Source organism: Pseudomonas sp. Au-Pse12, assembly GCF_021341665.1.
Lineage (GTDB): Bacteria > Pseudomonadota > Gammaproteobacteria > Pseudomonadales > Pseudomonadaceae > Aquipseudomonas.
This window is the reverse complement of sequence record NZ_JAJTTH010000003.1, coordinates 560,236-572,575: the sequence shown is the minus strand read 5'-3', so window position 1 is coordinate 572,575 and position 12,340 is coordinate 560,236. Positions and strand designations below refer to the sequence as shown.

General features: G+C 62.4%; 8 protein-coding genes and 1 pseudogene. 4 read left to right on the top strand and 5 right to left on the bottom strand.

Features of this window, described 5'->3' with window-relative positions; all coding sequences use genetic code 11:
• Positions 1–17: 17 nt before the first annotated feature.
• Positions 18–1,049 (bottom strand): annotated as a pseudogene (locus LXM55_RS32660) (HAMP domain-containing protein); the annotation flags it as partial.
• Positions 1,050–1,244: 195 nt separating this feature from the next.
• Between LXM55_RS32660 and LXM55_RS11050 the strand changes: the two are divergent.
• Complete coding sequence (locus LXM55_RS11050) at positions 1,245–2,732, top strand: helicase HerA-like domain-containing protein (protein ID WP_233320395.1); 1,488 nt, start codon at positions 1,245–1,247, stop codon at positions 2,730–2,732.
• A gap of 14 nt (positions 2,733–2,746) precedes the next feature.
• Here LXM55_RS11050 and LXM55_RS11045 read toward each other — a convergent pair whose 3' ends face one another.
• The gene (locus LXM55_RS11045) at positions 2,747–3,202 is read right to left on the bottom strand and encodes a DUF721 domain-containing protein (protein WP_233320394.1); all 456 of its coding nucleotides are present in this window, start codon (positions 3,200–3,202) and stop codon (positions 2,747–2,749) included.
• A 322-nt stretch (positions 3,203–3,524) separates the two neighbouring features.
• On the opposite strand from LXM55_RS11045, the gene secA reads away from it, so the two are divergent.
• The 3 genes from secA to LXM55_RS11030 all read left to right on the top strand — a co-directional run bounded on the left by secA (position 3,525) and on the right by LXM55_RS11030 (position 8,665).
• Entirely contained in the window at positions 3,525–6,266 is a 2,742-nt protein-coding gene (gene secA / locus LXM55_RS11040) for a preprotein translocase subunit SecA (protein ID WP_233320393.1), read from the top strand.
• Positions 6,267–6,386: 120 nt separating this feature from the next.
• Positions 6,387–7,604, top strand: coding sequence for a bifunctional glutamate N-acetyltransferase/amino-acid acetyltransferase ArgJ (gene argJ, locus LXM55_RS11035; RefSeq protein ID WP_233320392.1), 1,218 nt, complete (start codon positions 6,387–6,389; stop codon positions 7,602–7,604).
• Between the two features lie 116 nt (positions 7,605–7,720).
• A complete protein-coding gene (locus LXM55_RS11030) occupies positions 7,721–8,665 on the top strand; it encodes a Nudix family hydrolase (protein ID WP_233320391.1) in 945 nt (314 codons plus the stop codon).
• 89 nt (positions 8,666–8,754) lie between these two features.
• Here LXM55_RS11030 and LXM55_RS11025 read toward each other — a convergent pair whose 3' ends face one another.
• Genes LXM55_RS11025 through LXM55_RS11015 form a run of 3 tightly spaced genes read right to left on the bottom strand, consistent with a single transcriptional unit; the run spans position 8,755 to position 12,332 of the window.
• A complete protein-coding gene (locus tag LXM55_RS11025) occupies positions 8,755–9,330 on the bottom strand; it encodes a cob(I)yrinic acid a,c-diamide adenosyltransferase (protein ID WP_233320390.1) in 576 nt (191 codons plus the stop codon).
• A 2-nt stretch (positions 9,331–9,332) separates the two neighbouring features.
• Positions 9,333–11,369 carry a sensor histidine kinase gene (locus LXM55_RS11020; RefSeq protein ID WP_233320389.1) on the bottom strand — a complete coding sequence of 679 codons (2,037 nt, stop codon included), beginning with the start codon at positions 11,367–11,369 and terminating at the stop codon, positions 9,333–9,335.
• 45 nt (positions 11,370–11,414) lie between these two features.
• On the bottom strand, positions 11,415–12,332 hold the full coding sequence (locus LXM55_RS11015; RefSeq protein WP_233320388.1) for a putative 2-dehydropantoate 2-reductase: 918 nt from the start codon (positions 12,330–12,332) through the stop codon (positions 11,415–11,417).
• Positions 12,333–12,340 lie beyond the last annotated feature (8 nt).

The window sequence follows — 12,340 nt, the reverse complement described above, 5'->3', positions numbered from 1 at the left end:
GAACCGTGGATGCGCTCGACGAAGCGGTTGAAGGCGGTGCCGAGGATGCCGAATTCATCCTGGTTATGAATGTTCAGGCGTCGGGTCAGGTCGCCCTCGCCATCGGCGATGTCCTGCATGGCCCGGGTCATCACGTGCAGCGGCTGCATCAGCAGGCGGATCAGCAGGCCGAGCAGGGCGATGGTCAGGGCCACGGCGGTCAGGGTGGCGATGAACGCCGAGGTGCGGAATTCGCTGAGCATGGCGAAGGCCTTGTCCTTGTCCACCGACAGGCCGATGTACCAGTTCACCGAGGACAAGCCCTTGATCTGGGTGAAGGTGACGATGCGCGGTTTGCCATCGACGCTGATTTCGCTGAGCTCACTGCTGATCTTCGGCGTGTCCTGGGGGTAGACGTCCTTGAGGTTCTTCATCACCAGGTTCTTGTCCGGGTGCACCAGGATCTTGCCGTCGGCACTGATCAGGAAGGCGTAGCCCATGCCGTCGAAGTCCAGGGCATTGATGCTGTCGGTGATCACTTGCAGGCTCAGGTCGCCACCGACCACGCCGATCCGCTGGCCGGCCTTGACCACGCTGTCGACGATGGAAATCACCAACTGGCCGGAGGCCAGGTCGATATAGGGTTCGGTCAGGGCCGAGCCGTTGGTGCTTTCGGCGCTCTTGTACCAAGGGCGCGCGCGCGGGTCATAGCCATCCGGCATCTTGCTGTCGGGGCGGATGATGAAGCTGCCGTCCTTGTTGCCCAGGTAAGCGCCCATGAAGGTTGAGCTGACGGATTTCTGTTCCAGCAGGTTGCTGACATTGCTCGGGTCGGGATTGAGGGCCACCGACTGGGAGATGTTTTCGATCAGCAGGGCGCGACCGGCAAGCCAGGTCTGAATATTTTTTGCCGTGACATCGCCCATTTCCTGAAGATAGTTGTCCAGATCATTACGAATGGCGGTGCGTTGCAGGTAATCGTTGTAGAGCGTGAATAGTGCAAAGGCAGCTATGACGATCAGCGAGGCGGCAAGCAGGATCTTGTGGCTGAAGCGCAGATTTTTGTTCATGGCTTGGGGGTGTCCGCTAAGGTCTTTGAGTCCAGGGCATTGGCTTGGAAAAGCGCGCGAAAAGGGCGGTGTTATAAGTAAGCTGATATCTCCATCTGTCCCTAAGGAATTACCTGACCTTTATTTCAGATACTTCTGATCCATCATTTCTTCATATCGACCGTGTAAGGCCAAAGATTAACCCGGGGTGACAAAATGCCTGACTCATCGCAACTCATCATTGGCGCCGACCTTGATGGCCAGCCGATCGCCCAGGCCATGCGCCTGGCCAACCGCCACGGCCTGGTGGCCGGTGCCACCGGCACGGGCAAGACCGTCACTCTGCAGCGTTTGGCGGAGGCCTTCAGTGATGCCGGGGTGGCGGTGTTCGCCGCGGACATCAAGGGCGACCTGTGCGGGCTGGGGGCTGCGGGCAGCCCACAGGGCAAGGTCGCCGAGCGGATCGCCGGCATGCCCTGGCTCGAGCATCAGCCTCAGGCCTATCCGGTGACCTTGTGGGATATCCACGGGCAAAGCGGTCATCCTCTGCGCACTACGCTGAGTGAAATGGGCCCCTTGCTGCTGGGTAGCTTGCTGGAGCTTACCGACAGCCAGCAGTCGGCGTTGTATGCCGCATTCAAGGTGGCAGACCGCGAAGGCCTGTTGCTGCTGGACCTGAAGGACCTCAAGGCGCTGCTCAATCACCTCAAGGACCATCCTCAGTTGCTGGGGGATGACGCGGCGTTGATGACCACCGGCTCCAGCCAGGCGCTGTTGCGGCGCCTGGCGACCCTGGAGCAGCAAGGCGCAGAGGCGCTGTTCGGCGAGCCGGCCCTGCAACTGGAGGACATCCTGCAGCCGGCGGCCGATGGTCGCGGGCGGATCCATCTGCTGGATGCCAGCCGCCTGGTGCACGAGGCGCCGAAAGTCTACGCGACCTTCCTTTTATGGCTGCTGGCCGAACTGTTCGAGCAGTTGCCGGAGCGCGGCGATGCAGACAAGCCGCTGCTGGCGCTGTTTTTCGATGAGGCGCACCTGTTGTTCGCCGGCACTCCCAAGGCCTTGCAGGACCGATTGGAACAGGTGGTGCGATTGATTCGTTCGAAGGGCGTTGGGGTGTATTTCGTCACCCAGTCGCCGGGAGACCTGCCGGACGATGTGCTGGCCCAGTTGGGGTTGCGCATTCAGCATGGCTTGCGCGCCTTCACCGCCAAGGAGCAGAAATCCTTGCGCGCGGTGGCGGATGGTTTCCGTCCCAACCCGGCCTTTGATGCGCTGTCAGTGCTGACCGAGTTGGGCATCGGTGAGGCGCTGGTGGGCACCTTGCAGGACAAGGGCACGCCAGAGACGGTCCGGCGGGTGTTGGTGGCGCCGCCGCAATCACGCATCGGGCCGCTCAGCGAGGCCGAGCGCAAGGCGTTGATCGCCCGTTCGCCGTTGCTCGGGCGTTATGACAAACCGATCGACCGTGAGTCAGCCTATGAGGTGTTGATGGGGCGCAAGGAGCTGGCCCCGCAGGATCAGCCGGCCTCTGGCAAGCCGGTGGCCGAAGAACCCAGCCTGGCCGACCGCGCTGGAGAGTTTCTTGGCACGGCGGCCGGGCAGGCGCTGAAGTCGGCGATGCGCCAGGCGGCCTATCAGTTGGGCCGGCAACTGGTACGGGGCTTGATGGGGTCGTTGCTTGGGGGCAGCAAGCGTCGGTGAAACGCAGGCCTGAGTCAGCCCCGCGGTTTGGCGTGGCTGGCCAGGCGCTCCAGGGCGGCGCGCAGGTTGGGATCGCTGATGCCTTCGGCCGTGGCCTGGATGGTTTCGGCAGCGTTGTTCGAAAGATCCATGGTGTGCCCCACGGCGCCTTGCTGGACAGTGGGCGGCTGGACCTTGAACAGGATGCGCGTCAGGTGGGTGAACTCGTTGAAGGCCTGCAATTGACGTTGCAGGCGCTTTTGCTGATAGCGCAGGCGAGTCGCCCAGTGGCCGTCGGTAACGATCAGCAACAGGCTGCCTTCGCGCCAGGAGGCAACGTGGCAATGTTCGCGGGCGGCCGGCTGCAACTGGCTCTCCAGCAGGCGCTGCAGATGCGCCAGGCGCTGGGCATGGCCGAGTATGGCTTTCAGAGGCTTGGCTTCGCGAAGAAGAACGGCGGGTGCGCGTGCCGTAAGGGGGCGAAATGCCATGATCAGAAACCTGAAGTTACAGAGGCGCCATGGTAGCAGAAAGCGCCGACTCCGCCGGACCCATCGCTTTTTCGGACTTGGACGAATTTCTGCTTCTTTGCTGATCGTAATCATTAACTTCTGTGGTCAATGGGCTTGAAGTTCGGCAAAAAGCCCTTATTTTAAGTGAGCCCCGTCACAGCGCTGTGCCAGCATCGTGGAATAACGCCACTTTCCTCACCATCGTTTCCGGGTAGAATGCTCGTTCGCATGCGGCCATGAGGGCTGCTCGGGCGACTCACGGGGCCGCCCTCCAACCCTATGTGTGGAAGATCCTGCCGATATGTTTGCGCCTTTGTTAAAGAAACTTTTTGGAAGCAAGAACGAGCGTGAAGTCAAGCGCATGCTCAAGACGGTACAGATCGTCAATGCCTTCGAAGAGCAAATGGTGGCCCTTTCGGACGATCAATTGCGTGCCAAGACCGCCGAGTTCAAGGCCCGTATCGCCAAGGGTGAAACCCTCGACAAACTGCTTCCCGAAGCCTTCGCGGTTGCCCGTGAAGCCGGCAAGCGCATCATGGGGATGCGTCACTTCGACGTGCAGCTGATCGGTGGCATGACCTTGCATGAAGGCAAGATCGCCGAAATGCGCACCGGTGAAGGCAAGACCCTGGTAGCCACCCTGGGTGTGTACCTCAACGCACTGTCCGGCAAGGGCGTGCACGTGGTGACGGTGAACGACTACCTGGCCCGTCGCGACGCCAACTGGATGCGCCCGCTGTACGAATTCCTCGGCTTGAGCGTCGGCGTGGTCACGCCGTTCCAGCCGCCTGAAGAGAAGCGTGCCGCCTACGCCGCCGACATCACCTACGGCACCAACAACGAATTCGGTTTCGACTACCTGCGCGACAACATGGCTTTCAGCATGGAAGACAAGTTCCAGCGCGAGCTCAATTTTGCCGTGATCGACGAAGTCGACTCGATCCTCATCGACGAAGCCCGTACTCCGTTGATCATTTCCGGTCAGGCTGAAGACAGTTCGCGCCTGTACACCGAAATCAACAAGCTGATCCCGCGCCTTGAGCAGCACATCGAGGAAGTGGAAGGCCAGGTCACCAAGGCCGGTCACTTCACCGTCGACGAGAAGACCCGTCAGGTCGAACTCAACGAAGCCGGCCACCAGTTCATCGAAGAGATGCTGACTCAGGTCGGCCTGCTGGCTGAAGGCGAAAGCCTGTATTCGGCGCACAACCTGGGCCTGTTGACCCACGTCTATGCCGGCCTGCGCGCGCACAAGCTGTTCAACCGTAACGTCGAATACATCGTCCAGGATGGCCAAGTGGTCCTGGTGGACGAGCACACCGGCCGTACCATGCCGGGTCGTCGCCTGTCCGAAGGCCTGCACCAGGCCATCGAAGCCAAGGAAAACCTCAACATCCAGGCCGAGAGCCAGACCCTGGCCTCGACCACTTTCCAGAACTACTTCCGTCTGTACACCAAGCTGTCCGGCATGACCGGTACCGCCGACACCGAAGCCTTCGAGTTCCATCAGATCTACGGCCTGCAGGTGATGGTGATTCCGCCGAACAAGCCGCTGGCGCGCAAGGACTACAACGACCTGGTGTTCCTGACCGCGGACGAGAAATACGCCGCGATCATCAACGACATCAAGGAATGCATGACCCAGGGCCGCCCGGTGCTGGTAGGTACCGCGACCATCGAAACATCCGAGCACATGTCCAACCTGCTCAACAAGGAAGGCATCGAGCACAAGGTCCTGAACGCCAAGTTCCACGAAAAAGAAGCGGAAATCATTGCCCAGGCCGGTCGCCCAGGTGCGCTGACCATCGCCACCAACATGGCCGGTCGTGGTACCGACATCCTGTTGGGCGGTAACTGGGAAGTGGAAGTTGCTTCTCTGGAAAACCCGACACCTGAGCAGATCGCCCAGATCAAGGCCGACTGGCAGAAGCGTCACCAGCAAGTACTGGAGTCCGGCGGCTTGCAGGTGATTGCTTCCGAGCGTCACGAATCGCGTCGTATCGACAACCAGCTGCGTGGTCGTGCCGGTCGCCAGGGTGACGCCGGTTCCAGCCGCTTCTACCTGTCCCTGGAAGACAGCCTGATGCGTATCTTCGCCTCTGACCGGGTGAAGAACTTCATGAAGGCCCTGGGCATGCAGTCCGGTGAAGCGATCGAGCACCGCATGGTGACCAACGCCATCGAGAAGGCCCAGCGTAAGGTGGAAGGCCGCAACTTCGACATCCGCAAGCAATTGCTGGAGTTCGACGACGTCAACAACGAGCAGCGTAAAGTGATCTATCACATGCGCAACACCTTGTTGGCGGCGGACAACATTGGCGAAACCATCGCCGATTTCCGCCAGGACGTGCTCAACGCCACCGTCAGCGCACACATTCCGCCGCAATCGCTGCCTGAGCAATGGGACGTGGCGGGCCTGGAAGAAGCCATCCAGAACGGCTTCGGTGTCAGTCTGCCGATCCAGCAATGGCTCGACGAAGACGATCACCTGTACGAAGAAACCCTGCGCGAGAAGCTGCTCAATGAACTGATCGCCGCGTACAACGAGAAGGAAGACCAGGCCGGCGCCGAAGCGCTGCGTACCTTCGAGAAGCAGATCGTGCTGCGGGTACTGGACGACCTGTGGAAAGACCACCTGTCGACCATGGACCACCTGCGCCACGGGATTCACCTGCGTGGCTACGCGCAGAAGAACCCGAAGCAGGAGTACAAGCGCGAGTCCTTCACCCTGTTCTCCGAGTTGCTGGATTCCATCAAGCGCGACTCGATCCGCGTGCTGTCTCACGTCCAGGTGCGTCGCGAAGACCCGGCCGAAGAAGAGGCGCGCCTGCGCCAGGAAGCCGAGGCGCTGGCCCAGCGCATGCAGTTCGAACACGCCGAGGCGCCGGGTCTGGATCAGCCGGAAGCCCTGGAAGAAGGGGTTGATGTCGATGTCGCCCTGGCCTCCGCGCCAGTGCGCAACGAACAGAAGCTGGGTCGCAACGAGCTGTGCTACTGCGGCTCGGGCAAGAAGTTCAAACACTGTCACGGCCAGATCAACTAAGATCCTCGCCAGACACTGAAACACCCACGCCGTGACGGCATCAGCCGTCGCGGCGTTTTTCCATTTGCGACACCGTCTTTTGAGACGACGGTGCAGACACCAGATAAGAGGAGCGCATTCATGGCTGTTGGTCTTGGTCCTTTGCCTACGTTGCACCCGGTTGCCGGTTTCGAACTCGGTATCGCTTCGGCCGGCATCAAGCGCCCTGGGCGCAAGGATGTGGTGGTCATGCGCTGTGCCGAAGGCTCCACGGTGGCGGGTGTGTTCACCCTCAATGCGTTCTGCGCCGCGCCGGTGATCCTGGCCAAGCAGCGGGTACAAGGCCCGGTGCGTTATCTGCTGACCAATACTGGTAATGCCAACGCCGGTACCGGTGAGCCAGGCCTGGCCGCCGCGACGCGCACCTGCGCCAAGCTGGCCGAACTGGCCGGAGTCGATGCCAGTGCCGTGCTGCCTTATTCCACCGGGGTGATTGGCGAGCCTTTGCCCGTGGAGAAAATCGAAGGCGCCCTGCAAGCCGCGCTGGATGACCTGTCCGTGGACAACTGGGCCGCCGCGGCCACTGGCATCATGACCACCGATACCCTGCCCAAGGGCGCCAGCCGCCAGTTCCAGCACGATGGCGTGACTGTCACCGTGACCGGCATCAGCAAAGGCGCAGGGATGATTCGTCCGAACATGGCCACCATGCTTGGCTACATCGCCACCGACGCCAAAGTTTCCCGCGAAGTGCTGCAGAACCTGCTGCTGGACGGTGCCAACAAGTCCTTCAACCGCATCACCATCGACGGTGACACCTCCACCAACGACTGCTGCATGCTGATCGCCACCGGGCAGGCCAAGCTGCCGGAAATCACCCAGGCCGAGGGCCCGCTGTTCGCTGCCCTGAAGCAGGCGGTGTTCGAGGTGTGCATGGAAGTGGCCCAGGCCATCGTCCGTGACGGCGAAGGCGCGACCAAGTTCGTCACCGTTGAAGTCAACGGCGGCGCCACTCATCAGGAATGCCTGGACGTGGGTTACACCGTGGCTCACTCGCCATTGATCAAGACCGCGCTGTTCGCCTCCGACCCGAACTGGGGCCGCATCCTCGCGGCCGTGGGCCGTGCCGGCGTACCGGACCTGGATGTCAGCAAGATCGATGTGTTCCTCGGCGAGGTCTGCATTGCCAGCCGCGGCGCGCGTGCTGCCAGCTATACCGAGGCCCAGGGCGCCGCAGTGATGCAGCAGGAAGAAATCACCATCCGTATCGAACTGGGCCGTGGCGCTTGCAGCGAAACCATCTGGACCACCGACCTGTCTCACGAATACGTGAAGATCAACGCGGAATACCGCACTTGAGAACCTGGCCGGCTACGCCGCTCCCGCCCTGTAGGAGCCGGCTTGCCGGCCAAGCGCAGATCTAACGGCCGGCCCGCAAGGGCCCGGCCCCATGCCGGATTAGAGGAAACAGTGCGGTGAAACGAGTCCATGTGGCTGCGGCCGTTATCCGGGATGCCCACGGCAAAATCCTGATTGCCCGGCGTGCCGATACTCAACATCAAGGTGGCCTGTGGGAATTCCCCGGCGGCAAGGTCGAGGCCGAGGAAACGGTCGAAGCGGCGCTGACCCGCGAGCTGCAGGAAGAGCTGGGGATTGCCGTGACAGCGGCGCGCCCACTGATCAAAGTGCAGCACGATTACCCGGACAAACAGGTGTTACTGGATGTCTGGGAGGTTTCGGCGTTCAGCGGCGAACCCCATGGTGCAGAAGGACAGCCCCTGGCTTGGGTCACGGCGCGTGAACTGGCCGACTATGAATTTCCCGCGGCCAATCAGCCGATTGTCGCTGCCGCGCGCCTGCCGGCCGAATACCTGATTACCCCTGAAGGCCTGGAAACCCCGACCCTGCTGCGCGGCATGCAAAAGGCCATTGCCCAGGGCTGCAAGCTGATTCAGTTGCGCGCCCCGGGTGGCTACGATCCGCAATACCGCGACCTGGCGGTGGACGCGGTGGGCCTGTGTGCTGGCAAGGCGCAGTTGATGCTCAAGGGGCCATTCGAATGGCTGGGGGATTTCCCCTCTGCGGGCTGGCACATCACAGCGGCGCAATTGCGCAAGTACGCCAGCGCCGGACGGCCATTTGGCAGGGACCGCTGGTTGGCGGCGTCCTGTCATAACGCTGAGGAGCTGTCCCTGGCTCAGCAGATGGATGTGGACTTCGTGACCCTGTCCCCGGTGCAGCCGACCCAGACCCACCCTGATGCACAGCCTCTGGGCTGGCAACAGGCGCAGCAGTTGATCAGCGGCTTCAACAAGCCTGTGTATCTGCTGGGTGGCGTGGGGCCTGCCGAGTCTCGGCAAGCCTGGGAAGCCGGAGCTCAAGGTGTCGCCGGTATCCGCGCCTTCTGGCCACAGGGCTGAAGATATCCCCCGTGCTTTATACGGGGGCTGGCTTGCCAGCGAAGGGGCGCCCAGATGTTTGCGGGCCCTTTCGCCGGCCAGCCGTGTGATCAGGGTTTGTCGGCAGCTTGCCAGAGGATTTCCGCGATGCCCTGGCGTTTGGCTATCAGTCGTGCCGCGACAAACAGCAGGTCCGACAGGCGATTGATGTAGGCCAGCCCGACGCCTTGCAAGGGTTCCACGGCATTCAGGTGCTGGCAGCGACGTTCAGCGCTGCGGGCCAGGCTGCGGCAAACATGGGCCTGGGCGATCAGCGCCGAGCCGCCGGGCAGGATGAAGTTCTCCAGGGGCCCCAATTCCTCGTTCCACCCATCGATGGCCGCCTCCAGACGCTGCACTTCGGCCTCGTTGAGCGCCTGATAGACCGGCATCGCCAGTTCGCCGCCAAGGTCGAACAACCGATGCTGGCAGGGCGTCAGCACGGTAATCACTTCCTCCAGCCCCGGACAGGCGCCGCTCTGTTCGCTCAGGCCCGCCAGGAGCAAGCCCAGCTGGCTGTTCAGGGTATCGACCTCGCCAATGGCTTCGACCCGAGGGTGATCCTTGGGCACCCGGCGGCCATCGCCCAAGCCGGTTTCGCCTTTGTCGCCGGTGCGGGTGTAAATCTTCGACAAGCGAAAACCCATGTTCAGTTCTCCAGTGGTAGCGGTTCTTGGACCGGGGGCTGGCTGCTGGCCAGGGGCAGGCGCAAGGTGAAGCAGGTGCCCTGGCCGCGGGTGGACTGCACTTCCATTTGCCCCTTGTGGTTGTTGGTGATGATGAAATACGACACAGACAGGCCGAGCCCGGTGCCCTGACCGATTTCCTTGGTGGTGAAGAAGGGTTCGAAGGTGCGTTTGCGCACGCTCTCGCTCATGCCGATGCCGTTGTCTTCCACCTGGATTTCCGCCCAGGGGGGATTTAGCCGGGTGCGCAGGATGATGCGGCCCGGTTCGCTATCGTCTTCACGTTGGTGGATGGCCTGGGCGGCGTTCTTCAACAGGTTGAGCAGCACTTGCTCCAGCTCGTTGGCGGTGCCGGGAACCGGGCCCAGGTTCGGGTCGAACTGGCGAACGATCGCCTGCCCCTTGAAGTCGAAGCCGATGGCCAGGTCGAAGTCGTTACTGGCGATCTCCAGCGCCTGGTCGATCAGCGCCGGCAGGTCGCAAGGGGCCATTTGCCGGTTGCTGCGGCGGCTGAAGCTGAGCATGTGGGTGACGATCTTCGCCGCCCGCGCGCCGGCCTGTTGAATGCCATCGAGCAACTGCGGCACTTCGCGGCTTTCCAGGTAGCGGTTGACGGTGTGCAGTTCGACGCCGATCTGTTGTGCGTGTTCGAGGTTCTTCGGCAGCTCGGGAGACAGCCGTCGGCGAATGTTCTGCACGTTGTGCAGGATCGCCCCCAGCGGGTTGTTGATCTCATGGGCCATGCCGGCTGCAAGGCCGCCGACCGAGAGCATCTTCTCCGATTGCACCATCATTTCTTCCAGTGACAGGCGCTGGGTGATGTCGTCGATACGAATGACCACCCCGCGACCGGCACCGCCCATCAGTGGGTAGAAGGTCAGGGCGTAGTGCTTGGGTTCGTCATCCTTGAACCAGGTAACCCGCTCGACCTTGGTCACCGTGTGCTGCTCGACGGTTTCCTTGAGTTGCGGCAGGAACGGCTTGAGCGGTTCGAAGGCGAGGAAAATCGGCTGGTTCAGGGCTTCGTCGAGACGTGTGCCGGACAGGGCGCTGGCTTCCTGATTCCACTGGGTGACGTACAGCTGTTCATCCAGGGCGATCAGTGCCGAGGGCATCGAGTCGATGATGCTGTTGAGGTAGTTCTGGAAGCCGGTGAGTTTTTTCTCGATCTTGCTGCGCACCTGGACTTCCAGTTCGAGCTTGCGGTTGGTGTGACGGGTTTCCTCCGCCAGCCCCTGGGCTTGATCGTAGGCTGCCTGGGAGTCGTCCCGGGCGCGTTTGAGCTGCTGCTCGCGGGCTTCGATACGCGACAGCATGGTGTTGAAGGCTTCCGCCAGGCTGCCGATTTCATCGTGGTTGCCGCGGGCAGCGCGCAGGGCGTAGTTCTCTTCGCGCGTCACCTGGCGCGACAGCTCTTCGAGCTGATGGATCGGTTGGGTGATCAGGCGCTTGATCTGCCGGGCGATGACCAGCCACAGCAATACGCTGAAGATCAGGATTCCCAGGCTCGCGGTGAGGGTCCCGGTATAGAAGGCCATCGGCAGTTCGCTGGTGGCCACCAGCAGCAGGTGCCCCGAAGCCTGGCCCGGACGGGGCAGGGCGATCACCTGATTGCTGCGGAACTCGGTCATTTGCCAGGCTTCGATGTGCCGGTAGCGCTCAGGCAGCTTGAGGTGTTCGCCGTGTTGCAACTGGGCCAGGCGCTGCCCCTTGCCGTCATACAGGGCGGCAGCCCGCAGCGGGCTGTAGCTGTCGAGTTCGTCGAGCAGCTTCTGCGCCTCTTCCGGGGAGTTCAGTGCCTGTGTGGCCAGGGCCGGGTTGGACACCAGCCGGCCGATGGTCTGCAGCGCCTGGGGTGCCATGCTTTCCTGGGAGATCCAGTAGGCGGCACTGATAAAGGTCAGGTTGGCGACCAGCAGTACGGTGGTCAGCAGGACAAGCAGGGCGGCCAGGAGCTTCTGGCCCACCGGCAGGTTTTCGAGGCGCTGGCGCAATGGCATCGGCTATATCGCTGGAAATGAGCAAGTGGGCAGCGTAGCCGCTGCTCAGGCGCTGGGCAATCCGCGTCGTTGCAGCTGGTTCACCAGGCGCTGCTGCAGTTGTTGCAGGTGGGGCAACTGCAGGCGATGCCGGGCCGCGGCCTCACAGGCGTAGCCCAGCAGGTAGCTGATCTCGGTCCGCCGCCCGTTGCTCACGTCCTGATGCATGGAGGAATAGTTGGCGGCGGTGGCCAGGATCACCCGTTCCACTTCCTGTTGCAGGTCCTGCGCCGCGGCAGGTTGCCCGCAGCATTGCAGCAGCTCGCTCAGTTCGGCGCACAACGTGGCGACTTCGCAATGGTGTTGCTGCAAGCCACCGTTGCGGCAGTCGTGCAATACCGTCAATGGGTTGATCGCACAGTTGAGCGCCAGCTTGCGCCAGAGCCGGGTGAGGATTTGCGTGCTCCATTCATGGGGAATCCCGCTGGCCGTCAGTTCGTCGAGCCAGATCGGCGGGGTCGGGTGGCCCGAGTCGCCCAGCCAGGTGTAGCCGTGGCCGGCGAAGACCACGCGCCAGTCACCATCGCGAAACGCCCCTTCGGTGCTGGAGGCGGCGATGCAGCGTGCCTGGGGCACTTTGGCGGCCACGGCGTCCTGGCTGCCGAGACCGTTCTGCAGCAGGATCAGTTCGGCGCCCGGGGCCAGGCGCGTAGCAATGCTGGCCACTGCCGACTCGGCGTCATAGGCCTTGCAGGCCAGTAGCAGGCGGCTGATGGGCGTGCTGCTGCTGCCGGTTTCCCCGGGAATTGCCAGCAGGCTGCTCTGGCCCTGTTCCACCAGGGTCAGGCCGCCGGCCGCCTGATAGGCCTGCAAACGGGCCTGATCACGCAGGATCAGGCGTACCGGCAAGCCGGCGCGGGCGAGGCGGGTGGCCCAGAGGGTGCCGAGGCTACCGGCGCCGAGAACATGCCAGGTGGTGGACATCAGCTTTT

What these genes read in the sequence shown, in the direction of transcription:
- LXM55_RS11050 (WP_233320395.1), top strand. Translation starts at nt 1,245, where the DNA reads ATGCCTGACTCATCGCAACTCATCATTGGCGCCGACCTTGATGGCCAG.
- LXM55_RS11045 (WP_233320394.1), bottom strand. Translation starts at nt 3,202, where the DNA reads ATGGCATTTCGCCCCCTTACGGCACGCGCACCCGCCGTTCTTCTTCGC.
- secA (WP_233320393.1), top strand. Translation starts at nt 3,525, where the DNA reads ATGTTTGCGCCTTTGTTAAAGAAACTTTTTGGAAGCAAGAACGAGCGT.
- argJ (WP_233320392.1), top strand. Translation starts at nt 6,387, where the DNA reads ATGGCTGTTGGTCTTGGTCCTTTGCCTACGTTGCACCCGGTTGCCGGT.
- LXM55_RS11025 (WP_233320390.1), bottom strand. Translation starts at nt 9,330, where the DNA reads ATGGGTTTTCGCTTGTCGAAGATTTACACCCGCACCGGCGACAAAGGC.
- LXM55_RS11020 (WP_233320389.1), bottom strand. Translation starts at nt 11,369, where the DNA reads ATGCCATTGCGCCAGCGCCTCGAAAACCTGCCGGTGGGCCAGAAGCTC.
- LXM55_RS11015 (WP_233320388.1), bottom strand. Translation starts at nt 12,332, where the DNA reads ATGTCCACCACCTGGCATGTTCTCGGCGCCGGTAGCCTCGGCACCCTC.